General features: G+C 68.9%; 27 protein-coding genes and 5 pseudogenes. 16 read left to right on the forward strand and 16 right to left on the reverse strand.

Annotation, left to right across the window (positions count from 1 at the left end; all coding sequences use genetic code 11):
• Positions 1-3 precede the first annotated feature (3 nt).
• The 5 genes and pseudogenes from HK415_RS18470 to mnmG all read right to left on the reverse strand — a co-directional run bounded on the left by HK415_RS18470 (position 4) and on the right by mnmG (position 4,691).
• Positions 4-543 carry an RBBP9/YdeN family alpha/beta hydrolase gene (locus tag HK415_RS18470; protein WP_171561799.1) on the reverse strand — a complete coding sequence of 180 codons (540 nt, stop codon included), beginning with the start codon at positions 541-543 and terminating at the stop codon, positions 4-6.
• A complete protein-coding gene (locus HK415_RS18475; RefSeq protein WP_171561803.1) occupies positions 540-1,406 on the reverse strand; it encodes a ParA family protein in 867 nt (288 codons plus the stop codon). Before HK415_RS18475 ends, HK415_RS18470 begins: the two co-directional genes overlap by 4 nt.
• Positions 1,407-1,412: 6 nt before the next feature.
• Positions 1,413-2,027 carry a LysE family transporter gene (locus HK415_RS18480; RefSeq protein ID WP_171561805.1) on the reverse strand — a complete coding sequence of 205 codons (615 nt, stop codon included), beginning with the start codon at positions 2,025-2,027 and terminating at the stop codon, positions 1,413-1,415.
• 35 nt (positions 2,028-2,062) lie between these two features.
• Positions 2,063-2,740 carry a 16S rRNA (guanine(527)-N(7))-methyltransferase RsmG gene (gene rsmG / locus HK415_RS18485; protein ID WP_171563549.1) on the reverse strand — a complete coding sequence of 226 codons (678 nt, stop codon included), beginning with the start codon at positions 2,738-2,740 and terminating at the stop codon, positions 2,063-2,065.
• Positions 2,740-4,691, reverse strand: a pseudogene (gene mnmG / locus HK415_RS18490) (tRNA uridine-5-carboxymethylaminomethyl(34) synthesis enzyme MnmG). The gene rsmG and the pseudogene mnmG overlap by 1 nt, the downstream one beginning before the upstream one ends.
• 108 nt (positions 4,692-4,799) lie before the next feature.
• On the opposite strand from mnmG, the gene HK415_RS18495 reads away from it, so the two are divergent.
• Positions 4,800-5,381: an NADPH-dependent FMN reductase gene (locus HK415_RS18495; protein ID WP_171561810.1), complete on the forward strand. Its 582-nt coding sequence runs from the start codon at positions 4,800-4,802 to the stop codon at positions 5,379-5,381.
• Positions 5,382-5,402: 21 nt separating this feature from the next.
• Positions 5,403-5,657 carry a YkgJ family cysteine cluster protein gene (locus tag HK415_RS18500; RefSeq protein ID WP_171561813.1) on the forward strand — a complete coding sequence of 85 codons (255 nt, stop codon included), beginning with the start codon at positions 5,403-5,405 and terminating at the stop codon, positions 5,655-5,657.
• A gap of 86 nt (positions 5,658-5,743) precedes the next feature.
• Here the strand turns inward: HK415_RS18500 and HK415_RS26565 are convergent, their stop codons facing one another.
• Complete coding sequence (locus HK415_RS26565; RefSeq protein ID WP_309246747.1) at positions 5,744-6,133, reverse strand: Crp/Fnr family transcriptional regulator; 390 nt, start codon at positions 6,131-6,133, stop codon at positions 5,744-5,746.
• Between the two features lie 73 nt (positions 6,134-6,206).
• Positions 6,207-6,593, reverse strand: a pseudogene (locus tag HK415_RS26570) (hypothetical protein); the annotation flags it as partial.
• Between HK415_RS26570 and HK415_RS18510 the strand changes: the two are divergent.
• Positions 6,581-7,336 (forward strand): class II aldolase/adducin family protein, encoded by a 756-nt coding sequence (locus tag HK415_RS18510; protein WP_171561818.1) that lies wholly within the window; start codon positions 6,581-6,583, stop codon positions 7,334-7,336. The pseudogene HK415_RS26570 and the gene HK415_RS18510 sit on opposite strands and share 13 nt — an antisense overlap.
• 67 nt (positions 7,337-7,403) lie before the next feature.
• Here the strand turns inward: HK415_RS18510 and HK415_RS18515 are convergent, their stop codons facing one another.
• The 3 genes from HK415_RS18515 to HK415_RS25495 form a co-directional block, all read right to left on the reverse strand.
• The gene (locus HK415_RS18515; protein ID WP_171561821.1) at positions 7,404-8,258 is read right to left on the reverse strand and encodes a transglutaminase-like domain-containing protein; all 855 of its coding nucleotides are present in this window, start codon (positions 8,256-8,258) and stop codon (positions 7,404-7,406) included.
• A gap of 113 nt (positions 8,259-8,371) precedes the next feature.
• On the reverse strand, positions 8,372-9,049 hold the full coding sequence (locus HK415_RS25490; RefSeq protein WP_253261946.1) for a hypothetical protein: 678 nt from the start codon (positions 9,047-9,049) through the stop codon (positions 8,372-8,374).
• Entirely contained in the window at positions 8,944-9,651 is a 708-nt protein-coding gene (locus HK415_RS25495) for an AsmA family protein (protein ID WP_253261947.1), read from the reverse strand. The genes HK415_RS25490 and HK415_RS25495 overlap by 106 nt, the downstream gene beginning before the upstream one ends.
• 118 nt (positions 9,652-9,769) lie before the next feature.
• On the opposite strand from HK415_RS25495, the pseudogene gstA reads away from it, so the two are divergent.
• Positions 9,770-10,377 (forward strand): annotated as a pseudogene (gene gstA, locus HK415_RS18525) (glutathione transferase GstA).
• An 8-nt stretch (positions 10,378-10,385) separates the two neighbouring features.
• Positions 10,386-11,489, forward strand: coding sequence for an alkene reductase (locus HK415_RS18530; RefSeq protein WP_171561828.1), 1,104 nt, complete (start codon positions 10,386-10,388; stop codon positions 11,487-11,489).
• Between the two features lies 1 nt (position 11,490).
• Here HK415_RS18530 and HK415_RS18535 read toward each other — a convergent pair whose 3' ends face one another.
• Positions 11,491-12,078 carry a hemerythrin domain-containing protein gene (locus HK415_RS18535; protein ID WP_171561832.1) on the reverse strand — a complete coding sequence of 196 codons (588 nt, stop codon included), beginning with the start codon at positions 12,076-12,078 and terminating at the stop codon, positions 11,491-11,493.
• A 58-nt stretch (positions 12,079-12,136) separates the two neighbouring features.
• Positions 12,137-14,341 (reverse strand): annotated as a pseudogene (locus tag HK415_RS18540) (heavy metal translocating P-type ATPase).
• Between the two features lie 147 nt (positions 14,342-14,488).
• On the opposite strand from HK415_RS18540, the gene HK415_RS18545 reads away from it, so the two are divergent.
• Positions 14,489-14,686: a heavy-metal-associated domain-containing protein gene (locus HK415_RS18545; protein WP_171561836.1), complete on the forward strand. Its 198-nt coding sequence runs from the start codon at positions 14,489-14,491 to the stop codon at positions 14,684-14,686.
• Complete coding sequence (gene cueR / locus HK415_RS18550; RefSeq protein ID WP_309246748.1) at positions 14,683-15,102, forward strand: Cu(I)-responsive transcriptional regulator; 420 nt, start codon at positions 14,683-14,685, stop codon at positions 15,100-15,102. The genes HK415_RS18545 and cueR overlap by 4 nt, the downstream gene beginning before the upstream one ends.
• Positions 15,103-15,185: 83 nt before the next feature.
• On the opposite strand, the gene HK415_RS18555 is transcribed toward cueR, so the two are convergent.
• The gene (locus tag HK415_RS18555; protein ID WP_171561840.1) at positions 15,186-15,521 is read right to left on the reverse strand and encodes a hypothetical protein; all 336 of its coding nucleotides are present in this window, start codon (positions 15,519-15,521) and stop codon (positions 15,186-15,188) included.
• Between the two features lie 242 nt (positions 15,522-15,763).
• Between HK415_RS18555 and HK415_RS18560 the strand changes: the two genes are divergently transcribed.
• The gene (locus HK415_RS18560) at positions 15,764-16,276 is read left to right on the forward strand and encodes a Spy/CpxP family protein refolding chaperone (RefSeq protein WP_171561843.1); all 513 of its coding nucleotides are present in this window, start codon (positions 15,764-15,766) and stop codon (positions 16,274-16,276) included.
• Between the two features lie 65 nt (positions 16,277-16,341).
• Here HK415_RS18560 and HK415_RS18565 read toward each other — a convergent pair whose 3' ends face one another.
• The gene (locus HK415_RS18565) at positions 16,342-16,839 is read right to left on the reverse strand and encodes a hypothetical protein (protein WP_171561846.1); all 498 of its coding nucleotides are present in this window, start codon (positions 16,837-16,839) and stop codon (positions 16,342-16,344) included.
• Positions 16,840-17,006: 167 nt separating this feature from the next.
• Positions 17,007-17,603, reverse strand: a complete 597-nt coding sequence (locus HK415_RS18570) for an acyloxyacyl hydrolase (protein WP_171561849.1) — start codon at positions 17,601-17,603, stop codon at positions 17,007-17,009.
• 282 nt (positions 17,604-17,885) lie between these two features.
• Here HK415_RS18570 and HK415_RS18575 point away from each other — a divergent pair, with 282 nt between their 5' ends.
• Genes HK415_RS18575 through HK415_RS18595 form a run of 5 tightly spaced genes read left to right on the forward strand, consistent with a single transcriptional unit; the run spans position 17,886 to position 21,919 of the window.
• Complete coding sequence (locus tag HK415_RS18575; RefSeq protein WP_171563551.1) at positions 17,886-18,662, forward strand: endonuclease/exonuclease/phosphatase family protein; 777 nt, start codon at positions 17,886-17,888, stop codon at positions 18,660-18,662.
• 7 nt (positions 18,663-18,669) lie between these two features.
• The gene (gene clsB, locus HK415_RS18580) at positions 18,670-19,926 is read left to right on the forward strand and encodes a cardiolipin synthase ClsB (RefSeq protein ID WP_171561852.1); all 1,257 of its coding nucleotides are present in this window, start codon (positions 18,670-18,672) and stop codon (positions 19,924-19,926) included.
• On the forward strand, positions 19,926-20,864 hold the full coding sequence (locus HK415_RS18585) for a lysylphosphatidylglycerol synthase domain-containing protein (RefSeq protein ID WP_171561856.1): 939 nt from the start codon (positions 19,926-19,928) through the stop codon (positions 20,862-20,864). Before clsB ends, HK415_RS18585 begins: the two co-directional genes overlap by 1 nt.
• A gap of 55 nt (positions 20,865-20,919) precedes the next feature.
• Positions 20,920-21,213, forward strand: a complete 294-nt coding sequence (locus HK415_RS18590; protein WP_171561858.1) for a hypothetical protein — start codon at positions 20,920-20,922, stop codon at positions 21,211-21,213.
• A gap of 4 nt (positions 21,214-21,217) precedes the next feature.
• The gene (locus tag HK415_RS18595) at positions 21,218-21,919 is read left to right on the forward strand and encodes a TIGR03915 family putative DNA repair protein (protein WP_253261948.1); all 702 of its coding nucleotides are present in this window, start codon (positions 21,218-21,220) and stop codon (positions 21,917-21,919) included.
• A 6-nt stretch (positions 21,920-21,925) separates the two neighbouring features.
• Here the strand turns inward: HK415_RS18595 and HK415_RS18600 are convergent, their stop codons facing one another.
• The gene (locus HK415_RS18600) at positions 21,926-22,348 is read right to left on the reverse strand and encodes a hypothetical protein (protein WP_171561861.1); all 423 of its coding nucleotides are present in this window, start codon (positions 22,346-22,348) and stop codon (positions 21,926-21,928) included.
• A 170-nt stretch (positions 22,349-22,518) separates the two neighbouring features.
• Between HK415_RS18600 and minC the strand changes: the two are divergent.
• The 3 genes and pseudogenes from minC to minE all read left to right on the forward strand — a co-directional run bounded on the left by minC (position 22,519) and on the right by minE (position 24,349).
• Positions 22,519-23,258 (forward strand): annotated as a pseudogene (gene minC / locus HK415_RS18605) (septum site-determining protein MinC).
• Positions 23,259-23,267: 9 nt separating this feature from the next.
• Positions 23,268-24,083, forward strand: coding sequence for a septum site-determining protein MinD (minD, locus tag HK415_RS18610; RefSeq protein WP_171561865.1), 816 nt, complete (start codon positions 23,268-23,270; stop codon positions 24,081-24,083).
• Positions 24,083-24,349: a cell division topological specificity factor MinE gene (gene minE / locus HK415_RS18615; protein ID WP_171561869.1), complete on the forward strand. Its 267-nt coding sequence runs from the start codon at positions 24,083-24,085 to the stop codon at positions 24,347-24,349. The genes minD and minE overlap by 1 nt, the downstream gene beginning before the upstream one ends.
• Positions 24,350-24,363: the final 14 nt, after the last annotated feature.

Below are 24,363 nucleotides of genomic sequence, written 5' to 3' on the forward strand. Positions count from 1 at the left end.
CTATCAGTCTTTCATGAGGTCCTGCAGCAGGACGTGGCCTTCGGGCCAGCTGGCCAGGCCGGAATCGGCGTTGATGTGGCCGCAGTCGCCGTAGTCCATGAACTGCGCGTTCCAGGCGTGCGCGAACAGGCGCGCGCGCTCGAACTCGCAGTGGGGATCGTCGCGGCTGGCCAGCAGCACGGAGGGAAAGGGCAGCGCCTGCAGCTCGATCGGCGACCACGAGGGCAGCAGCTCGCGCACCTGCGGCCGCTCGACGTCGCCGGGCGCGACCAGCAGCGCGGACTTCACGCGCGCGGTGTTCCGTGAGTGCGCCGCCCAGGCCGCGACGAGGATGCAGCCGAGGCTGTGCGCCACCAGCACCGCGGGCTCGTCGCAGGAGAGCACCATGTCCTCCAGCCGCGCCACCCAGTCGCCGCGCAAGGGCCGCAGCCAGTCGTGCTGTTCCACGCGGCGATAGCCGTGGCGCTGCTCCCAGAGGGTCTGCCAGTGTTTCGGACCGCTCCCCTCCCACCCCGGGAGGACCAGCACATTGCTTGGCTTCACTGCTCTTGTTTATGTAGCAAGGAGGTGAGGCTGACGGCGTTGTCGGCGGGTGTGGCCGCGCGCGTGGCGGGCGGGTTGCGCATGCTCCCGAGCCGGTCCACCATCTCCTTGGCGAATTCCACGAAGGCCTGGCTGCCGCGCGCGGCCGGATCGAAGGCCACGCCGGGCAGGCCGTAGCTCGGGGCTTCGGCCAGGCGCACGTTGCGCGGGATCACCGTGTTGAACACCTTGTCGCCGAAGTGCGCCTTGAGCTGGTCGCTCACCTGCTGCTGCAGCGTGATGCGCGGATCGAACATCACGCGCAGCAGGCCGATGATCTCCAGCTCCTTGTTCAGGTTGGCGTGCACCTGCTTGATGGTGTTCACCAGGTCGGACAGGCCTTCGAGCGCGAAGTACTCGCACTGCATCGGCACGATCACGCCGTGCGCGGCGCACAGGCCATTGAGCGTCAGCAGCGACAGAGCCGGCGGGCAGTCGATCAGGATGAAGTCGTACTCGCTGGCGACCTGCGCGATCGCTTCCTTCAGCCGGCGCTCGCGGCGCTCGACGTCCACCAGTTCCACTTCGGCGCCGGCCAGGTCGCGGTTGGCGCCCAGGATGTCGTAGCTGCAGCCGGCTTCCTTCAGCCGCTCGCTCTGCACGCGCGCCTCGGCCACGGTGGCCGACTCCAGCAGCACGTCGTACACGGAGTATTTCAGCTGGCGCTTGTCCACGCCCGAACCCATGGTGGCGTTGCCCTGCGGGTCGAGGTCCACCATCAGCACGCGCTGGCCCACCTTGGCCAGGCCCGCGGCCAGGTTCACCGCCGTCGTCGTCTTGCCAACCCCGCCCTTCTGGTTGGCGACGCAGAAAATCTTTGCCATGGGATCCTATTTGCTGACCGCGAGCTTCACGCCGAAGCCGATGAGGAAAACGCCCGCCACTTTCTCGAGGACCCGGCCGATGCGCGGGTTGGCGCGCATGCGCTCCGCCAGGAAGTGCGTGAGCAGGACGGCGACCAGTCCGTAGAGGAAGGTGAGGACCGCGATCGTCGCGGCCATCACGGCGAAGGTCAGCATGCCCTGGTGCCGCGCCGGGTCGACGAACAGCGGGAAGAAGGCCATGTAGAACACGATGGCCTTGGGATTCAGCAAGGTAATGACGGCGGCCTGCCGGAAATAGTGGCGCGGTTCGATGTGCAGCACCGGCGCGTCGCCCGGCTTGGCCAGCAGCATCCGGAAGCCGAGCCAGGCCAGGTAGGCGGCTCCCAGCCACTGGACGGCGGAAAAGGCGGCGGGATAGGTGACCAGCAGGGTCGCGACTCCGGCGACCGCGGCCCACATCAGGACCTGGTCGCCGGCAATGATGCCGAAGGTGGCGCCCAGTCCGGCGGGGACGCCGCCCTTGCCGGTGGAAGTGATCAGGGCCAGGTTGCCCGGGCCGGGGATGGCGAGGAAAACGAGGATCGCGACGACGAACGCGCCGTAGTCTGCAACGCCAAACATGGATCCCCTCCTCCTGATGAAGGCTGAGTTTACCGTCAGGCCTTCGCGGAACCTGTGTCGCTTTCCTCACGCGGGGGTTTGCGCATCCAGACAATGCAGCGTTCCGCCGACAGTTCCGGCACGCTCAGCTGTTCCACGTGGAACACTTCAGCTGCCGCAGGCAGCTCGGCGATCTCTTCCGTGGGGACCTTGCCCTTCATGGCGAGCCAGACCCCCTGCTCGGCCAGGGCGCCGCCGGACCAGGCGACGAAGTCGGGCAGCGAGGCGAAGGCCCGGGAACTGATCACGTCGTACGGTCCGGCCAGGTTTTCCACCCGGTCGTGCACGCCGCGCAGGTTGGGCAGGCGCAGCTGGGCTGCCGCCTGCTGGACGAAGGCGGCCTTCTTGCCGACCGTGTCCACGCAATCCACCTGGACTTCGGGGCAGCAGATGGCGATGACCGCGCCGGGCAAGCCAGCGCCGGAACCCACATCCAGCAGCCGCACAACCCTGCCCCCGGTTTGCCCGCGCAGCGGATTCACCACCGCCAGGCTGTCGAACAGGTGCTGGACCAGCATCTCGTCCGGCCGCACGGCGGTCAGGTTGTAGACCTTGTTCCACTTCGCGATGAGCTGCTGGTAGGCCAGCAGTTGCTCGACCTGCTGCTCGGTGAGCGCAAGCTGGAGCTGTCCGGCGGCCGCCTGCAGTCGGGCCGCGGTGTCGATCACTGCCATCATGCGGCGGCCTGCCCGGTCTGGTTCGCGGCTTCGTTGAAGCCCTTGAACTTGTTCTTCTTGAGGTGCACCAGCAACAGGGAGATCGCCGCCGGGGTGACGCCCGAGATCCGGGACGCCAGCCCGAGCGTTTCCGGCCGGTGCTTGTTGAGCTTCTGCCGCACCTCGATGCTCAGCGCCGCGACCTGCATGTAGTCCAGCTCGGCCGGCAACTTCAGGTTCTCGTAGTAGGCCGCCCGCCCGATCTCGTCCTTCTGCCGCTCGATGTAGCCCGAGTACTTGGCCGCGATCTCGATCTGCTCCACCACCGGCGCATACAGCGCGCCCAGTGTTTCACGTGAAACAGCATCGCCACGCCAGCGCCCGGACTCCAGCGACATCAGCTGTTCGTAGCCGACATCAGGCCGGCGCAGCAGGTCGCCCAGGTTGTATTCGTGTTCGATGGAGGTCCCCAGGACACGCTGCGTCTCCTCCGCCGAGACGATCCGGGGTTCACCCAGGTCGCCTTCAGCCGCTCTGTTTCACGTGAAACAGCATCGCGCTTGCGGCAGAACGCGTCCCAGCGGGCATCGTCCACCAGGCCCATCTTCCGGCCGGCCTCGGTCAGGCGCAGGTCGGCGTTGTCTTCCCGCAGCTGCAGCCGGTACTCGGCCCGGCTGGTGAACATGCGGTAGGGCTCGGTCACGCCCTTGGTGATGAGGTCGTCGACGAGAACACCGAGGTAGGCCTGGTCACGGCTGGGCAACCAGGCGCCCTCACCTTTCACCAGCAGCCCGGCATTGATGCCGGCGAACAGGCCCTGGGCCGCCGCCTCTTCATAACCGGTCGTGCCATTGATCTGGCCGGCAAAGAACAGTCCGGCAATCGCCTTGGTCTCGAAGCTGCTCTTCAAGCCGCGGGGGTCGAAGTAGTCGTACTCGATCGCATAGCCCGGCCGCAGGATGTGCGCATGCTCCAGTCCGGGCAGCGTCCGCACCAGGCCCAGCTGGATGTCGAAGGGCAGGCTGGTCGAGATGCCGTTGGGGTAGAACTCGTTGGTCGTCAGCCCTTCCGGCTCCAGGAAGACCTGGTGGCTGGACTTGTCCGCGAAGCGGTTGATCTTGTCTTCCACGCTCGGGCAGTAGCGCGGGCCGACGCCCTCGATCCTGCCGGTGAACATCGGGCTGCGGTCGAAGCCGGAGCGGATGATGTCGTGGGTGCGCTCGTTGGTGTGCGTGATCCAGCACGGCACCTGTTGCGGGTGCATCGCGGCCGAGCCCATGAAGCTGAACACCGGCACCGGGTCCAGGTCGCCCGGCTGCTCCTCGCACCTGGAAAAGTCGATGGTGCGACCGTCGATGCGCGGCGGCGTCCCGGTCTTCAGCCGCCCCTGCGGCAGCTTCAGCTCCTTGAGCCGGGCCGACAGCGAGACGGCCGGCGGATCCCCTGCCCGTCCAGCGGCATAGTTCTCCAGGCCGACGTGAATCTTGCCGTCCAGGAAAGTGCCGGCCGTCAGCACGACGGCGCGGGAACGGAAGCGGATGCCGATCTGGGTGACGGCGCCGACCACCCGGTCGCCCTCCACCATCAGGTCGTCCACGGCCTGCTGGAACAGCGTGAGGTTCGGCTGGTTCTCCAGCCGCCGGCGGATCGCCGCCTTGTACAGGATGCGGTCGGCCTGGGCCCGGGTCGCACGGACCGCCGGCCCCTTGCTGGAGTTGAGGATGCGGAACTGGATCCCGGCCTCGTCGGTGGCGATCGCCATCGCGCCACCCAGCGCGTCGACTTCCTTGACCAGGTGCCCCTTGCCGATCCCGCCGATCGAGGGATTGCAGGACATCTGTCCCAGGGTCTCGATATTGTGGGTGAGCAGCAGCGTGCGGCAACCCATGCGCGCGGACGCAAGGGCTGCTTCGGTGCCGGCGTGGCCGCCGCCAACGACGATGACGTCGAATTCTTCGGGGTAAAGCATGGGTGGGCGCCGAACCGGGCGCGGGGTGGCCAAGGAGCTGGCCGTTCACAGGAGGGGGTGATTTTACGGGCGGGGCCGCGATCCTGCCCGCTGTGATGCAATGCGCCCATGAAAGTCCTCGTCTTCGCCGGCAGCACGCGCCTCGCGTCCTTCAACCGCAAGCTGGCCCGCGAGGTGGCGGCGATGGCGCGCGCCGGCGGGGCGGAGGTCACGCACCTGGAACTGGGCGACTACGACATCCCCATGTACAACGCCGACCTCGAGGCGCGCGGCACGCCACCGGACGTCATGAAGCTCAAGCAGTTGTTCTACGAGCACCCGGCCTGGCTCATCTGCACGCCGGAGTACAACGCCAGCTACCCCGCCCTGCTGAAGAACACGCTCGACTGGCTGTCCAGCCCGGTCAAGGGCGACGCGGTCTGGAACGACGACTTCCGCTTCAGCCGCGGCAAGGTGGTGGGCGTGCTGAGCGCTTCGCCCGGCGCGCTAGGCGGGCTGCGCTCGCAGAGCCACTTGGTTCCGCTGCTGCTGAACCTGCACTGCTGGGTGGCGCCGCAGACCTACGCCCTGGGCCGCGCCGGCAGCGCCTTCGACGCCGACGGCCACTTGGTCGACGAAGCCGCGAAGACCCGCGCGCAGTCCGTGGTGCAACAGGTGCTGTGGGCGGCCGGGCGCCTGCAGCAGGCCTGACCTGCTACAGAAAGAAGAGCAATGGAATGTCGGCCGGGTTGCGGTGCCTGCTGCATCGCGCCCTCGATCACCTCGCCGATTCCCGGCATGCCGCAGGGCAAGCCGGCCGGCGTGCGCTGCGTGCAGCTGGATGACGAGAACCGCTGCCGGATCTTCGGGCGGCCGGAGCGGCCGGCGTTCTGCGAGGGACTGCAGCCGTCGGTGGAGATGTGCGGCGAGACGGATGCTCAAGCGATCCGCTGGTTGACGGCACTCGAGCGCGCCACGTCGCCGTAGGCTGGTGGTGAGCGCAGCGAACCCCAGCATCGCGCACCAGCCGCTGGGGTTCGCTCGCGCTCACCACCAGCCTACGAATCCACCAATCATCGATCCACTCCAGCCGCTTCGAGCAAGGCCACCGACGCAATCGCGATCCGCCCATACCCCAGCGTCACCGCCCCCGCCTGCGCCAGCGCCTGCAACTCCTTGCTGAGCGTCTGCCGCGACACGCCCAGCATCATCGCCAGCGCCTCCTGCGACACGGGCACCACCGGCCGCGGCTCGCGTGCCTGGGTGGCGTCGCCCCGCGCCAGCAGCAGCAGGCGCCGGGCGACGCGGGCACGCGTCGAACGCAGTGTTGCGTCCTCCACCATCCCGTACAGCGAGCGCACGCGCGCGGCGAGCATGCGGCACACGGCCTGCGCGAAGGCCGGCCGCTTCATCAGGCGGTCGAAGGCGGGCCGCGGCAGCGCCAGCAGCTCCGCATCGCTCACCGCCGTCGTCGTCGTGCGTGCGCGGCTGCCGGTCGATCAGCGAGATCTCGCCGAACCAGTTGCCCGCTTCCAGCACCACCAGGATCGCTTCCTTGCCGTCCTCGCGCAGGCTCGAGGCCTTGATGCCGCCACTGAGCACGCCGTAGAAGGCGCCACTCCCGGGCGGCACCTCGTCGCCCTGGCGGAACAGCATCTCGCCCGGCGCGAGCCGCAGGCGCTCGCTGCCGGCGAGCAGCACGCGGCGCTCCGCCAGCGGCAGGCCCGCGAACCAGGGGTTCACGTTCAGGTGCCGCAGGAGCTCGGCGGTGGAAGCGGGGGACACGCGGGTGACAGGCCCAGGCCAGGAGTTCCCCACATTGTCCAAATCTTGACAGTGGCCGGTCAAGCACGCCCCAAGAATGGGGCGAACAGGAGACAAGTCGTGAGCCAAGCACACAAGGAAACGCCATGAACATCGCATCGCTGCGCGAAGTGGTCAGCGCCGAGGAATGGCAGCTGCGCGTGGACCTCGCCGCCTGCTACCGGCTGGTGGCCCTGTACGGCTGGAGCGACCTGGTGTTCACGCACGTCAGCGCGCGCATCCCCGGGCCCGAGCACCACTTCCTGATCAATCCCTACGGCCTGATGTTCGACGAGATCACCGCGTCCTCGCTGGTGAAGGTGGACCAGGACTGCCGCAAGGTGATCGATTCGCCCTTCCCCGTGAACCCCGCGGGCTTCAACATCCACAGCTGCATCCACCAGGCGCGCGAGGACGCCGGCTGCGTGCTGCACACGCACAGCCGCGCCGGCGTGGCGGTCAGCGCACAGAAGTGCGGCGTGCTTCCGATCTCGCAGCAAAGCACCTTCGTGCTGGCCTCGCTCGCGTACCACGACTACGAGGGCGTCGCGCTGCGCGAGGACGAGAAGCCGCGGCTGCAGCAGAACCTGGGCGAGAAGAACTTCCTCATGCTGCGCAACCACGGCCTGCTGACGGTGGGCCGCACCATCCCGGACGCCTTCCTCTCCATGTACACCTTCGAGAACACCTGCCGCATCCAGATCGATGCGCAGGCGGGCGGCGAACTGGTGTTCGTGAACCCGAAGATCATGGAGGGAATGGCGCAGGTGCTGAAGACCGTCACCGCGGGACAGGGCGCGAACATCGCGTGGCCGGCCTTGCTGCGGCGGCTGGAAAGAACCGACCCGTCGTACAAGACCTAGGCAGCCGCTGAAACGTAGGCTGGTGGTGAGCGCAGCGAACCCCAGCCTACTCGACTCCGGTTGCTCGCTAGATCGCCGCCGCTTCCCTCGCTAGCGCCGGCGCCGGCGTAGGCACCGGCACATGCCGCGGACGCGGGTCGTGCTCCAGCACCATCACTTCCTTGCGCGTCATCTGCAGCTGTCCGAAGATGGTCGCGAAGGCCACGTCCTTGGCGTCGCGGCCGGTGCCGATGCGCACCACGCGGTCCACGGGCGCCATGCCGGTCGGGTCGAACAGCACCCAGTGGCCATCGAGCCAGGCCTCGAACAGCGCGTGGAAGTCCTGCGGCGGCTCGTCGAACCAGACGTAGCCCACGACGATGCGCGCCGGGATGTTCAGCGCGCGGCAGAAGGTGATGCCCAGGTGCGCGAAGTCGCGGCACACGCCGGCGCGCTGCTCGAACACCTGCTGCGCGGTGGTGTTGGAGTTGGTGCTGCCCGGCCTGTAGACGATGTTCCGGCGGATCCACTCCTCCACCGCGCGCACCCGCGCGAAGCCGGAAGGCAGCTCGCCGAACATGCGCACCACCTCGCCGCACAGCACGTCGGACTCGCAATAGCGCGTGGCCAGCAGGTAGGGAAAGATGTCATCGGGCACCTGGCCCACCGGCGTCTCGCGCAGCGAGGGCTCGGGCGGCGGCGTGTGCACCTCCACCTCCGCCTTGTAGTTCACCAGCAGCGGGCCCGGCTGCGCATCGAAGCGGATGAAGCGGTTGCCGCTGCGCGGGTCGGTGTAGCTGTGCGGCGAGACGCCGGAGGAGATGGCCAGCTTCTCGCTCAGGATCTTCTGCGTGGGCCAGTGCGCGGCCTCGATGTTGAAGCAGAAGTGCGTGGGCGACTGGACCTGGTACTCGAGGACCGTTTCGACCGTCGAGAGGTGCATACGGTTCTCCGTGCATTGCTTGGGTGAACCTTCATGCTACCCACGGCCAGCGCGGCAGGCGATAGTCTGCCGTCCCAGCGCGCTGTAGGACGCGCGCCAGCAGAGCTTGCGCTTTACTTGCCGCCGCCGAACAGGCCCTTGAGGCTCTCGCCGATCTTGTCGCCCGCCGTCACGCCCGCCGCCGTGCCGGCGCCGGGAGCGACCAGGGTGCCGAGCGCCGCGCCCACCATCGCGCCGCGCGTGAGCATCACGCTGGGCTCGTCCACCGTGCCGCTCACCGCCAACGGCACGCCGATCGCGCCGGACTGGCGCGAGAGGTCCACCACCACGCGGCCGCTCAGCGCCTTGGCCGGCGAGATCGAGACGTTGCCGTTGGCCGAGAGCGCGCCCGAGGTCGCCACCAGGTTGGTCAGTTGCACCGCCTTGCCCTGCGTCGCCACCTGGCCGGCCAGGGTGTCCAGTTGCGTGATGCCGCCGCGGCTCATGCCCGCCGACTGCACGGCCTTCTGCAGGTCGATGCCCTGCACCAGCGCGTCGCGCACGGTGAACTTCGTCTGCGTGGTGAGCACGTCGGCCAGCTGGCCGATCTCGCGGAAGTCGGCACGCAGGGAGGTCTGCGCCTGCAGCTTGCCGGTGAGCGGCTTGCTCGGCGCGGTCAGCGCCGACACTTCCACGTTGTCGGTGTTCAGGTTGCCGGTGAGCACCTGCGCGCCCGCCGGCTTGCCGGGGCGCAGCTGCAGCCTGCCGGCGATGCGGCCGCCGCCGACGTCGATCGATGCGGCACGGCCCACTGCTCGCCCTCGCGCTTGACGTTGCCCTGCGTGCCGGCCAGGCGCCCCTGCACGACCTTGAACGAGGCCTTCTCCAGCATGCCTTCGGGCGTGAAGTCGCCATCGGCGTTCACCGTGATGCGCTGGCCCTTCTCGTCGATCCAGCTGATGTCGTCGAACACCGCGCGGTGCGGCAGCACCATGGGCGCGGGCTGCCCGCTCGCCTTGGGCGAGGGCTTGCCGGGCTGCTTCTTCTGCAGGGCGGCGCCGAGCGCGGCAATGCCGGTCTGCGGCAGCACGGCCTTGCGCACGATCAGCGTGGCGATCTCCAGCTTGCCGGCCAGCAGGCCCGCCCACACCGGCCGTGCCTCCAGCCGGCCGACGGTGATGGCCGGTCGGGTCTGCACCTGCACGTCGTCCGCGGCGACGGCCGGCAGCGGCCAAAGGTCCACCGACAGGCGACCCAGCTTCAGCGGCACGCCCAGCGCCGCGCTGCCCTCGCGCTCCACGCGCGCGCGAAAATCATCGGTACGCAGCCACTGCTGCAGCGCCAGCGCCACGCCGACCAGCAGCAGCGCGAACGCGGCCAGGAGGATGAACGCCCATTTCAAAAGCTTTGACATGGATCCATTGTGACCAAGCCGGACAGCAGCCCCAAGGCGTGCACGGGTCCCCCGACTTGGCTAGCATCGAATTCTTCGCACCCCGTCCCCCAAGCGCAACACCAGGAAAGCAACAAAGATGAAGCTCTATTACTCCCCGGCGCCTGCTCGCTGTCGCCCCACATCGTCCTGCGCGAGGCCGGCCTGGCCTTCGAGCCCGTGATGGCCCCCACCAAGACGCACAAGCTGCCCGATGGCAGCGACTACTACGCGATCAATCCGCTCGGCTACGTGCCCATGCTGGAACTCGATGACGGCACGCGCCTGCGCGAAGGCCCGGCGATCGTGCAGTACGTGGCCGACCAGGCGCCGCAGAAGAACCTGGCGCCCGCCAACGGCACCCTGCCCCGCTACCGCCTGCAGGAATGGCTCACCTTCATCGGCACCGAGATCCACAAGAGCTTCTCGCCGCTGTTCCAGCCCGCGATGCCGGAAGAGGCCAAGAAGATCTACCGCGAGCGCCTGGCCAACCGCTTCACCTTCGTCAACGGCGAGCTCGCCGGCAAGCAGTACGTGATGGGCGACCACTTCACGGTGGCCGACGCCTACCTGTACACCGTCACGCGCTGGACCAAGCCGATGGCGATCGACACCTCCGCCTACCCGAACCTGATGGCGCACAACGCGCGCGTCGAGGCCCGGCCGGCGGTGCAGGAAGCGCTGAAGGTCGAAGGCCTCCTGAAGTAAAGCCCCGGATGAAGACCCTGTTCGACCCGGTGCAGGTCGGCAACCTGCACCTGCGCAACCGCATCGTCATGGCGCCGCTCACGCGCAACCGCGCGCCCGGCGCCATCCCCACCCCGCTGATGGCGCAGTACTACGCGCAGCGCGCCGCCGCCGGCCTGATCATCAGCGAGGCGACCGCCATCACCCAACAGGGGCAGGGCTACGCCGACGTGCCGGGCGTGTACGGCACCGAGCAGCTCGATGCCTGGAAGCAGGTCACGCAGGCCGTGCACGCGCAGGGCGGGCGCATCTTCTGCCAGCTCTGGCACGTGGGCCGCGTCTCGCACGTGGAGCTGCAGCCGGAGCACCAGTTGCCGGTCGCGCCCTCGGCGCTGGTGGCGAAGACCAAGACCTACCTGATCCGCGACGGCGTGGGCGCCTTCGTGCCCACCTCGGAGCCGCGCGCGCTGGACGCCGAGGAGGTGCCGGGCATCGTGCGCGACTTCCGCCATGCCGCGCGCAACGCGCTGCTCGCCGGCTTCGACGGCGTGGAGGTGCACGGCGCCAACGGCTACCTGGTGGACCAGTTCCTCAAGACCGGCGCCAACCAGCGGCGCGACGACTACGGCGGCTCGATCGAGAACCGCGCGCGCTTCCTGCTGGAGGTGATGCGCGAAGTGTGCGAAGAGGTCGGCCGCGAGCGCGTGGGCCTGCGCCTGTCGCCGGTGACCACCGCCAACGACATCGCCGACGACGATCCGCAGCCGCTGTTCGACTACGTCGTCAAGCAGCTGGCGCCGCTGGGCATCGCCTACCTGCACCTGATCGAGGGCGCCACCGGCGGACCGCGCGAAGTGGAAGGCCGCCCCTTCGACTACGAGGCGATGCGGCGCGCCTGGCGCGATGCCGGCGCCAAGGGGGCCTGGATGGTGAACAACGGCTACGACCAGGCGCTGGCCGAGCAGGCCCTGGCGGAGGGCGCGGACCTGGTGGCCTTCGGCCGGCCCTTCATCGCCAATCCCGACCTGGTGCAGCGGCTGCGCAGCGGCGCGCCGTGGAACGCGGTGGAGAAAGCCACGCTGTACGGCGGCGGGGCCAAGGGCTACACCGACTATCCCGAACTGGCCAATTGACTCAGCCCGGCCCGACCCCGATCGGCGCCGGCGTGCGCATCACGATGCGGGTGAACAGCCGGTCGTAGACCGGGTCGCGGTCGCCGCCGCCGGCCAGCGGGTCGTCCACGTGGGTGGCGAAAGCGGCGTTCAGCTGCGCCCAGTCGCTTTCGGTGAGGTGCTTCTGCGCCACCGGCAGCAGTTCCGTCTCCTCGGTGCGCATGTGCGTGAGGTAGAACTCCACGTACTTGCGCGCCGCGTCCTGGAAGGCGGCGCGGCGGCTGTCGCCCAGCAGCTCCCACGCCAGCAGCAGGTGCTGCAGCTCGCGCACGCGGCACTCGCCGGACACGTGGTCGGCCTCCAGCTGCTCGATCACCCCCATCAGCTCGGGCGCCACGCGCGCGATCTTGGGGAACAGCAGGTCCGATTCCTTGGGATGGTGGCGGCGCTCGGGGAACTCGTCGATGTAGAACAGCATCGCGCGCAGCACGTCGAAGAAGCGCTCCGGCTGTTCGTCGGGGTCGCGTTCCATCATCTGCAGCAGCGAGCGCAGCACGGCGGATACCGCGGCGTGCTCGTCGCGGATCACTTGCAGGGCAGGGCGTGGCATGGGGCTTGTCTCCTGCTTCGAGGTTGTCACGGGCCGCGGCCGGGCCCGTTGATCCACATCAACGGCCGGGAAGGCGCCAGCGTTTGAGCAGTAGCGCGTTGGTCAGCACGCTGACGCTCGAGAGCGCCATCGCCGCGCCGGCGACGACAGGGTTGAGGTAGCCCAGCGCCGCCAGCGGGATGCCGGCCACGTTGTAGAAGAAGGCCCAGAACAGGTTCTGCCGGATCTTCACCACGGTGCGGTGCGAGATCTCCAGAGCGCCCGCCACCAGGCCGACGTCGCCGCGCATCAGCGTGACGCCGGCCGCGTGCATGGCCACGTCGGTGCCGGTGCCCATGGCGATGCCGACGTCGGCGGCGGCCAGCGCCGGCGCATCGTTGACGCCGTCGCCCACCATCGCCACCACCTGGCCGCCGCTGCGCAGCGCCGCGACCCGCTCGGCCTTCTCGCCGGGCAGCACCGGCCTGCACTTCCGCCGGCTGCAGGCCCAGGCGGCGCGCCATCACGTGGGCGGCCGTGCGGTTGTCGCCCGAGATCATGACCAGGCGCACGCCGCGCTGGCGCAGCCTCTGCAGCGCCTGCGCCGCGCCCGGCTTGGGCTCGTCGGCGAAGGCCATCACGGCGCGCAGGGCCAGCCCCTCGGTGATGCGCTCCACCAGCGCCGAGAGCGTCGCGCCCTCCCCTGCAACCGCTGGACTTCGCCATGCAGCGCGCCCAGCGGCACCTTCAGTTCCTCCAGCCAGCGCAGGCTGCCGATGAGGTAGCTGCGGTTGCCGACCTCGCCTTCGGTGCCGCGGCCGGCGACCGCGCGCACGCTGTCAGGGTCCGCGATCGCGATGCCGCGCTCGCGCGCCGCGTTCACCACGGCACGTGCCAGCGGATGCTCGCTGCCGCTTTGCAGGCTGGCGGCGGCGGCCAGCTGCGCGGGCTCGTCCAGCCCGGGCGCCACCGCGAAGGCCACCAGCCGCGGCTGGCCCAGGGTCAGCGTGCCGGTCTTGTCGAAGGCCACGGTGTCCACGCGGTGCGCGAGCTCCAGCGCCTGCGCGTCCTTGATCAGGATGCCGTGGCGCGCGGCGACACCGGTGCCGGCCATGATGGCCGCCGGCGTGGCCAGGCCGAGCGCACAGGGACAGGCGATCACCAGCACGGCCACCGCATGGATCAGCGCCGCCTCGACGCCCGCACCCACCGCCATCCAGCCGCCGAAGGTCAGCGCTGCGATCACCAGCACCACCGGCACGAACACCGCCGACACCTGGTCCACCATGCGCTGGATCGGCGCCTTGGCCGCCTGCGCGTCCTCCACCAGCCGGATGATCTGGGCCAGCACGCTCTCGTGGCCGACCGCCGTGGCCCGCATCAGGATGCGGCCCTCGCCGTTGATGCTGCCGCCGGTGACGCGCGCGCCCACGCCCTTGCTCACCGGCAGGGGCTCGCCGGTCAGCATGGACTCGTCGACGTGCGTGTCGCCCTGCTCCACCAGGCCGTCGGCCGGCACGCGCTCGCCGGGGCGCACCACCAGCTGGTCGCCGGCCAGCACTTCGGCCAGCGGCAGGTCGGCCTCGCCGCCAGAGCGCAGCACCACGTGCGCGACTTCCGGCCGCAGGGCCTGCAGCGCGCGGATCGCGGTGGTGGTCTGGCGCTTGGCGCGCGCCTCCAGCCACTTGCCCAGCAGCACCAGCGTCACGACCACCGCCGAAGCCTCGAAGTAGAGATGGCTGCTGCCCTGCGCCAGCCACAGCCACATCGACAGGCCCCAGCCGGCCGTGGTGCCGATGGCCACCAGCAGGTCCATGTTGCCGGTGCCGGCCTTCAGCGCATGCCAGCCCGCCCGGTAGAAGCGTGCACCCAGGATGAACTGCACCGGCGTGGCCAGCAGGAACTGCAGCCAGGCCGGCAGCATCCAGTGCCGCCCGAGCAGGTCGCCGACCATGGGAACCACCAGCGGCAGCGACAGCAGCATGCCGATCGCCACCGGCGCGAAGCCGGCCCAGGGCGAGAGGTCCTCGGGCGCATCCTCGCGCACGGCGTGCGGCTCGTAGCCGGCATTGCGCACGGCGCGCCGGATCTGCGCTTCCATCTGCTCGGAGGGGGCGAAGGTGACGCGCGCCGTCTCGGTGGCCAGGTTGACCACGGCGTCGTCCACGCCGGGTACCTTCTTCAAGGCGCGCTCCACGCGCGAGACGCAGGAGGCGCAGGTCATCCCCGAGACGCCGAGGTCCAGGGTGGCGGGGGCGGTGGTGGCAGTGTCCATGGAATGCATGTTCAACCTTGCCATGATGGCAAGGTCAAGCCTTGACGTGGATCAACCCTGCGGGACCAGGGGACACCCGCGCGGGCCGATTGACCTTACCATGGTGGCAAGGTTCACGCTCCGTGCTCCTCAACCATGTTCAGAAAGGGATTCATCATGAACCAGACCTTCCAGGTGCAGGGCATGAGCTGCGGCCACTGCGTGGGCGCCGTCACCCAGGCGGTGAAGTCGGTCGACCCCCAGGCCGAAGTCAAGGTGGACTTGTCGAGCGGCAAGGTGGAGGTGCAGTCGCAGCAGGACCACGCGGCGATTGCCAGGGCGATCGAGGAAGAAGGCTACAAGGTCGCTGCGTGAAGCCAGCCGCTTCCAGTGCCGCCTGGCCGGTGAACATCGGCGATGCGGCGCGGCTGTCCGGCGTGTCCGCCAAGATGGTGCGGCACTACGAAAGCCTGGGGCTGCTGCCGCGCGTGGCGCGCACGGACAGCGGCTACCGGCTGTACAGCGAGGCCGACGTGCACACCCTGCGCTTCATCAAGCGCGGCCGCGACCTCGGCTTCTCGATGGAGGAGATCGCGGAACTGGTGGGCCTGTGGCAGAACCGCCGGCGCGCCAGCGCCAACGTGCGCCGCGTCGCGCAGAAGCACGCCGAGGACCTGGCGCAGCGCATCGCGGCGATGCAGGAGATGCAGAAGACGCTGCAGCACCTCATTCACTGCTGCCATGGCGACGAGCGTCCCGAGTGTCCGATCCTCGAGGAGCTCGCCCGGTAGGCTGGTGGTGAGGCTCAGCCGAACCCCAGCACCTTTCGGCGCATCGCTGGGATTCCTGCGTCACCCCAGCCTACGAGGCCGGATTACTTCGGCGTGGCCTTCTGCCGCTCCGCCGCCTCCAGCGCCTTCTGGAACTCCAGCTCTTCGCGCGAGATCGCGCGGCGCATGATGCGGTTCGGGCCGGCGCCCATGGTGCGCGTGTCGATGCCCGAGCGCTCCTGCGCCTGCTGCATCGCTTCCCGCTGGGCCAGCACCGGCTCGTCCATCAGGATCACCGCGCCCATGCTGTTGCGCTCCTGGGCCGGCGTCGGCGCCGTGTCGGTCATGGTGATGGGCTGGACCTGGGCGATCGCGCCGCCCGCGAGCAGTGCGCCAGCCAGCACCCCGGCGGCGGCTCGCACGAAATCCTGGTACTTCATGGTGCACTCCTTGGGTTCGTTTCCGTTTGCTTGGGTGCACTGTGGTCCTGCCCGTCCGTGCTGTCCGTCGCTAGGCGTGGACGCTTGCCGTAGGACCGCGGCGACCCAGCACGTACACCCCAGCAAAACCGGTTTCTTTACACAGCCGCAACCCAGCGGTATTGGATGGGTTACACCCGGCGCCCAGACTGCGGAGCAACGGGCCAGGCAAACGGCCCCGCCACCCTCGAAAGGACTTGAAGATGAAATCGCTGCACCGCCACCTGATCGCCGCCGCCTTGCTCGGTGCCCTCGGCCTGGGCGCCATCGCCCAGACCCAGACCCCGCCTTCCGGTGAGCACCGCGGCCACATGATGCAAGGCGAGCGCGGCCGGCACGACCCGGCCAGGATGGAGGAATTCCGCGCCCGCATGCAGGAGCGCATGGCCAAGCGCCTGGGCGAGCTGAAGCAGAAGCTGCAGATCACCTCCGCGCAGGAAGGCGCCTGGACCGCCTGGACCACCGCCATGGCCCCGACGAAGATGCAGCGCCCGGACCGCGCCGAGTTCGCCAAGCTGACCACGCCGGAGCGCATCGACCGCATGCGCGCCCACCGTGCCCAGCGCAACGCCGACATGGACAAGCGCATGGACGCCACCAAGACCTTCTACGCCACCCTGTCGGCGGAGCAGAAGAAGACCTTCGACAGCGAAGGCATGCGCTTCATGCGCGGCGGCAAGCGCGGCATGGGCGGCCACGGCCGCCACGGCGCCTGAGCGCAGCCCGCGCCAACGAAAAAAAGCCAGGCAGTGCCTGGCTTTTTCATGCGCAAGGATCCCGCTCAGTACGAGAACACGTAGTAGGGCTGGCCCACCACCACGGTGTGGGGGATGGTGTAGCTGCCCACCACCAGCGGGGCGTTGTCGGTGGTCGCGTTGGGCGCGCCGCCGGTCATGGTGCTGGCTTCACCCGCGCGCGCCGGCACGTTGAAGGTCGCGGCCGCCTGCGTGCGCTGCTGCTGGCTCACCAGGCCGCCGTTGTGCACCAGGTGCGAGTTCGTGCGCATCTGGGTCATCGCGGTCGTGCGGTCCCAGTTGATGTTCGGCTGCACGTACACCAGCGGGGACTGGACGGTCGTGACGGTCATGGAAGAAGGGGCGGCGCCGAGGACGGTGGTGTCGATCGAGCTGTCCATGGAGCTGTCGAGCGCCAGGGTGTCGGCACCGGTTTCGCCCAGTTCCACCACCGTGCCGTCCGGATAGAAGATGGCATCGGCCTGGGCCATGCCGGCCACGGCCATGGAAGCGGCGGCCAGAAGGGAAAGAGACAACTTTTTCATGGGAACTCCGTATTGGTCTGTTTGTGGATGCCCGGCCTGGCCGGGTGCGTAGGAACCAGTTTGGAGCGATCCCATCCCGGCCGTATCGGACGCGGGTGACCATCGCCGTAGGACGTCCCGCGCCGGCCGTACGCCTGCCCCGGGAGCTCACGGAAAGTGGCTGAGCCTCAGAGGCGCTTGACGTAGCGCAGCTGGATGAAGTCCTGCCCGGGGTTGGGATGCCTGATGCCGGCGTTGGAGACATGCACCCAGCGCACGCCGATCTCGTGGCCGCCGTTGCTGCCGCCGAAGCTGTGGCCCACGCCCATCATGTCGAAGAAGTTCCACCGGGTGCTGAAGCTCTTCTCGGGGGTGACGAACAGGCGGTCCATCCAGCTCGCGCCGATGCCCAGCTCGATGAACCAGGGCGAGGCGCCGCGCTCCAGCCGCATGCGCAGCGAGGGCAGCACCACCAGCTGCGTGATCGACTGGCGGCTGCCGCCGGACTCGCGCGCGTCCCAGTGGTTCACCATCACCTCGGTGTGCGCCGTCAGCTCCGCCTTGCGGCGCATGCGCTCGAAGTCCCAGTCCCAGATCACGCCGACGCCGGCGATGCGGCTGCCGTGCGTGCCCGGGCCCGCCTGGACCGAGACTGCGTCCGGCCGCAGGTCGAGGGCGTGCGAGGGAAGCGAAGCAGCGGCCAGGACGGCCGCTGCCAGGAGAGGACGTGGGGCTTGTTCTTCATCGTTTTCATGGCCTGTCAGTGTGGGCGAGGGCGTCGGCATGCGGTGGTGCCTCAGCCTTGCGCACGCCAGTGTGCCCTCGAAAAGCGAAAGCCGCCTACCTCCGCAAGGGGAGGCTCCGGCAGGCGCGCAGGCACGGGTCCTACAGGCACCGACCGCCGCGCAGGTGCTGTGCGCGACGGCCGCCGGCCCGCCCTTCTCTCGCAGCGGGCCGCCACACGATCTTGGCCTTGCGTCCTACTTCGGCCGCGCAGCTGGGCACTTACAAAAGTCGTCCCACCGCAGAACGAAGAAGCAACGCCCATGAGCGACCTCAGCCTGCCCATGACGCCGGCCACCGAGCAGAAGGTGGTGGCCGCGCAGTTGACGGTGATGACCGTCAACATCCACAAGGGCTTCACCACCTTCAACCGCCGCTTCATCCTGCCCGAGCTGCGCGACGCGGTGCGCAAGGTGGGTGCCGACCTGGTGTTCATGCAGGAAGTGCTGGGCATGCACGACGCGCACGGCAAGAAGTGGGAGGACTGGCCCGAGGGCGGGCAGTACGAATTCCTGGCCGACAGCATCTGGCCGCAGTTCGCGTACGGCCGCAACATGGTCTATCCCAAGGGCCACCACGGCAACGCCGTGATGTCCAAGTTCCCGATCGTCCACTACCAGAACCACGACGTGTCGGTGGCGGGCCCGGAGAAGCGCGGGCTGCTGCATTGCGTGCTCAAGGTGCCCAACTGCACGCACGACGTGCATGCGATCTGCGTGCACCTGGGGCTGGCGGAGTCGCACCGGCAGCAGCAGCTGGACCTGCTGTGCAAGATCACGCACACCGAGGTGCCCGCCGAGGCGCCGCTGATCGTGGCGGGCGACTTCAACGACTGGCGCCGCCGCGCCAACGAGATCCTGCTGCGCGAGGCGGGGCTGCGCGAGATCTTCGTCACGGCCTACGGCGAGCCGGCCAAGACCTTCCCGGCGATCTTCCCGGTGCTGTCGCTGGACCGCATCTACGTGCGCAACTGCTCGGTGCACCTGCCCGTGGTGCTGCCGCGCAAGCCCTGGTCGCACCTGTCGGACCACGCCCCGCTGGTCGCCGAAATCCACCTGTAAGGCGGCCATGGAACAGAGACGCTGGATCCCCGGCAACCAGTTCGAACTGCTCGAGAACGGCGAGGAGTTCTTCCCGCGCGTGTTCGCCCGCATCGCCAACGCGAAGAAGGAAGTCATCGTCGAGACCTTCATCCTGTTCGAGGACAAGGTCGGCCTGCAGCTGCACGAGGCGCTGATCGCCGCCGCGCGGCGCGGCGCGCAGGTGGACATCACCATCGACGACTGGGGCTCGCCCGACCTGTCCGAGCGCTTCCTCGGCTCGCTGCGCGAGGCGGGCGTGCGGGTGCATGCGTTCAACCCGGGGCGGCGGCCCTTCGGCCTGCGGCCGCACCTGCTGCGCCGCATGCACCGCAAGATCGTGGTGGTGGACCGCGAGGTGGCCTTCGTCGGCGGCATCAACTATTCGGCCGACCACCTGGCCGACTTCGGTCCCGAGGCCAAGCAGGACTACGCGGTGGAGATCCAGGGCCCGCTGGTGGCCGAGATCCACCGCTTCTGCCATGCCGCGCTGGCCGAGGGCCTGCGCTACGGCGGCCAGCAGCGCCAGTGGTGGCGCTGGCGCAAGCAGTTGCGCGCCGCGCCCGAGGAGCATCCGCCCGCCGGCCCCGCCGACGCCTTGTTCGTGGTGCGCGACAACCGCCGCCACATGAAGGACATCGAGCGGCACTACCTGATCGCGATCCGCGCGGCCAGGAAGCGCATCGTGATCGCCAACGCCTACTTCTTCCCCGGCTACCGGCTGATCAAGGAGCTCAAGCGCGCGGCCCGCCGCGGCGTCGACGTGCGCCTGGTGCTGCAGGGCGAGCCCGACATGGCGTTCGTGAAGACCGCCGCCGGCATGCTGTACCACCACCTGCTGCGCGCCGGTGTGCGCATCTACGAATACTGCGAGCGGCCCCTGCACGGCAAGGTGGCGGTGATGGACGACGAGTGGTCCACCGTGGGTTCGAGCAACCTCGATCCCATGAGCCTGTCCTTCAACCTCGAGGCCAACGTGATCATCCGCGACCGCGCGTTCACGCACACGCTCAGCGCCAAGCTCGAGAAGCTGATGTGCAGCGCCTGCAACGAGATCACCATCGAAGGCCTGGGCGAGCTCAAGGGCTGGGCGCTGGTGCACAGCTTCCTGGCCTACCACTTCACCCGCCGCTATCCGCGCTGGGCGCAATGGCTGCCGCGGCACGTGCCGCGCCTGGTGCCGGCCGCCGCGCAACCGGGCAACGCCCTGCCGCCCGCCTTCGCAGGACTGAAGGAGAAGGCCTGATGCGCAACCACCCCTGGTGGCCGTGGGTCAAGCGCATCGTCGGAACCGTGTTCGTGGCGGCGGTCGCCTTCCTCCTGGTGCGCTATGCGCGCAACGTGGACTGGGGCGAGGTGAAGCAGAGCGTGCTGGAGCTGCCGCGGTCCACGCTGATGACGGCCTTCGTGTTCGCCGCCGCGAGCCACCTGGTGTACAGCCTGCTGGACCTGGTGGGGCGCCACTATACGGGGCACCGGCTGTCCAAGCGCAAGGTGATGCAGATCAGCTTCATCAGCTATGCCTTCAACCTGAACCTCGGTTCGCTGGTGGGCGGCATCGGTTTTCGTTACCGTCTGTACGGCAAGCTGGGCATCCGCTACAGCCAGATCACGCGCATCGTCACCATGTCGATGCTCACCAACTGGCTGGGCTACATCCTGCTGGCCGGCCTGGTGTTCACGATCGCCCCGCTGCAGTTGCCGCCGCACTGGTCGCTCGATAGCGAGGAGCTGCGCATGCTGGGCGTGGGCCTGCTGGCGTTCAGCGTGGTCTACCTGCTGCTGTGCGCGTTCTCGCCGCGCCGCAGCTGGACCGTCCGTGGCCACGAGATCGAGCTGCCCACGCTGCGCATGGCATGCGCGCAGCTGTCGATCTCCTGCACGCACTGGCTGACCATGGCCGCCGTGCCCTGGGTGCTGCTGCAAGGGCAGGTGGACTACCCGACCGCCCTGTCCGTGCTGCTGATGGCTGCCATCGCCGGCGTCATCCTCCACATCCCGGCCGGCCTCGGGGTCACGGAAGCCGTGTTCATCGCCCTGCTGTCGCACCGGATTCCCGAGCACCAGCTGCTGGGCGCGCTGCTCGCCTACCGCGCCATCTTCTACCTCACGCCCCTGATCGCCGGTGCCCTGCTCTACCTGAAGGTGGAGATGAGGACACGCAAGCACGCGCCCGCGGCATGAAGCAATTGCATACTTTGAACCCCCATGACGAGTGATCGCGCCCACAATCGCGTGCATGGAAACGAACACGCCATCCACGCCGGCATCGCCCGCGCTCTTCAACCCGCTGTCGGGCTGGGAAGCTGCGAGCCGCTGGAACGCCGCCACCTGGGACTGGATGGCGCAAGGCTTCCGCCAGTGGATGACGTTGATGACGACCACCCCCACTCCCCCGCTGCTCCCCACCCCGCAAGCCAGGACGACCGATCTGCTGGATCGGCCGGTCGCCGGCGCGGAACCCAAACGCCCGGTGCGCGTCAAGGCAAAGACCAAGCCCCGGGCCCGGCCCAAGGCGCGAGTGCGAGGTTGAAGTCATGACAGGCGAAGCGGGCATGGAAGCGAAACTGGCAGGACAGGTCGATCTGGCGGGCTTTCGCTCCGAGGTGCGGCAACTGCTCGCGCACCAGGTCCCTCCCGAAGAAGTGCAGTGGCAGCTCGAAGCGCCTGCGGACCTCTACATCGACGCGCAATCGCCGCAGGCCAGCCGCCCGCGCAACGTCGCCCGCGCCGCCACGGCGATCGTGCCGGCGTCCTTCACGCGCCTGTGCGAGTTCGTGGTGCTGCACCGCGACCCGCAGCGCTTCTCGCTGCTGTACCGCCTGCTGTGGCGCCTGGTGCACGAGCCTGGCCTGCGCAATGACCCGGTGGACGGCGACATGCTGCAGGCCCAGCACATGGCGCACGCGGTGCGCCGCGACATCCACAAGATGAAGGCCAACCTGCGGCTGCGCGCCATGCGCGACCCGGACGGCGACGAACTGCAGGCGGGCTGCTACGAGCCTGCGCACCACGTGGTGGAGGCGGTCGCCCCCTGGTTCGCCAAGCGCGTGCCGGCGCGCCGCTGGGCGATCTTCACGCCCGACCGCAGCGTGCGCTGCGAGGAAGGCCGGCTGCTGTTCGGCCCCGGCGTTCCGCCGTCGGAACTGCCGGGCCACGAAGGCTCGCAGGGTGAGTGGCTGGCCTGCTACGAGCGCGTGTTCGCCGCGCACGACCGGCCTGCGGCCACCCCCGCCTGAACGGCCTTACATCCGTCCGCGTTGCTGCGCGTCGATCCCGAGTGTGGCCAGGCGCCGCTCGAAGCGTTCGTCCAGCACCTGCGGCAGGCACAGCGGCTGTTCCGCCGCGGAGATGCGCGGCACGTCGGCGCAGGCCACCGGCGGCAGGGCGTTCATCTGTTCCTCGATCACGCGCGGCCGGCGCAGGTTGAGGCCCGCACCGTCGGAGCCCTGCAGGCCGATGCCGCCCTGCGGCGGCCCCGCCATCGCGCCCAGGCCCGCCTGCGCACCCGGCATCGCGGGCCGTCCCTGGAACACGGCCGATGCATTGGGGCTCAGGTTCATTCCGTTGACCGACTGCTGGCCCCAGGCCTCGAAGGCGATCAGGCCCAGCGCCAGCACGGTGGCGACGGCGATCCAGTGGGTCGGGTGGTGCGGATAGGGTTTCATCTCACGCTCCTTCAAACTTGCTCCAGTGTGGTCGCGCGTGCGGCGCAAGCAAGCGCGCGCGAGGCACATCGTTGCGTAGGAGGGGGATGGCACCCTGACATTCAGTGCGACATGACACGTTTCTGTTACCTCGCCGCTGCTAAACTCCGCGCGCTTTCCACGCCGTACTGATGACCGTTGCACTCGCAGGACGCGCCCCTGCCACATTCGAGATCAAGAGCGCCAACCTGCCTTTGGTGGCTCTGCTGCTGAAGTCCCACGATCTCGATCTGCTGGCCCTCGAACTGCGGGGCCGCTTCGGCGACCTCCCCGATTTCTTCGACCACGACCCGCTGGTGATCGACCTCGCGCCCCTGAAGGGCGGCGAGGTGGACTTCGCCCGGCTGATCGGCCTGCTCAAGCCCTACAACGTGATGCCGGTGGCGGTGCGCGGAGGGACGGAGGCGCAGATGCTGGCGGCGCTGGATGCGGGGCTGGCGGCGGCGGAAGAGGCCAGCGCCCCCACCCCGGCCCTCCCCAGAGGGGGAGGGAGAAAGAAAAGCAGGCGGAGCCGCCGCAGCAACCCTTCCTGCCGCTGGGCGCGCTGGTGATCGACAAGCCGCTGCGCTCGGGCCAGCAGGTGTACGCGCGCGGCCGCGACCTGGTGGTGATGTCGATGGTGAACCCGGGCGCCGAGGTGGTGGCCGACGGCCACATCCACGTCTATGCGCCGCTGCGCGGCAAGGCCATCGCCGGCGCGCGCGGCGACGCCAATGCCCGCATCCTGACCCTGTGCCTGGAGCCCGAGCTGGTCTCCATCGCCGGCGTGTACCGCACCAGCGAACAAGCGCTGCCAGACAACCTCCGCGGCAAGCCCGCCCAGATCCGCCTGCAGGGCGACAAGCTGGTCATGGACCCGCTGAAAACGTAAAGGAAACCCATGGCAAAGATCATCGTCGTCACGTCCGGCAAGGGCGGCGTCGGCAAGACCACCACCAGTGCCAGCTTCGCCAGCGCCCTCGCCCTGCGCGGGCACAAGACCGCCGTCATCGACTTCGACGTCGGCCTGCGCAACCTGGACCTGATCATGGGCTGCGAGCGGCGCGTGGTCTACGACTTCGTCAACGTGATCCACGGCGAGGCGACGCTGAACCAGGCGCTGATCAAGGACAAGAATTGCGACAACCTGTTCGTGCTGGCGGCTAGCCAGACGCGCGACAAGGAAGCCCTGACCAAGGAAGGCGTGGAGAAGGTCCTCACCGACCTGGCCGGCATGGGCTTCGAGTACATCGTGTGCGACTCGCCGGCCGGCATCGAGACCGGGGCGCTGATGGCCATGCACTACGCCGACGAGGCGCTGGTGGTGACCAACCCCGAGGTGAGCTCGGTGCGCGACTCCGACCGCATCCTGGGCATGCTCGCTTCCAAGACGAAACGGGCGATCGAGGGCAAGGAGCCGATCAAGGAGCACCTGCTGATCACCCGCTACAACCCGAACCGGGTGGACCAGGGCCACATGCTGTCGCTGGAGGACATCCAGGACATCCTGCGCATCCCCCTGATCGGCGTGGTGCCGGAGTCCGAGTCGGTGCTGCAGGCCTCCAACCAGGGCACGCCCGCCGTCCACCTCAAGGGCACGGACGTGAGCGAGGCCTACCAGGACATCGTCGCCCGCTTCCTGGGCGAGGACCGGCCGCTGCGCTTCGTCGACCCGCAGAAGGCGGGGCTCCTGAAGCGCCTGTTCGGGAGGAAGTGATGAGCTTGTTGACCTTCCTGCTGGGGGAGAAGAAGAAGACGGCCAGCGTCGCCAAGGAACGGCTGCAGATCATCCTGGCCCACGAGCGGGTGGGGCGGAACGCGGGCGGCGCGCCCGACTACCTGCCCGCCCTGCAGCGTGACTTGGTGGCGGTGATCAGCAAGTACGTGAAGATCGACCCGAGCCACCTGAAGGTGAACGTGGAGCGCCAGGACAACCTGGAAGTCCTCGAGGTGAAGATCGAGCTGCCCGAGGTAGCACGCTAACACTGTCAGGATTG

Source organism: Ramlibacter montanisoli (assembly GCF_013087525.1).
GTDB classification, from domain to species: Bacteria; Pseudomonadota; Gammaproteobacteria; order Burkholderiales; family Burkholderiaceae_C; genus Ramlibacter; species Ramlibacter montanisoli.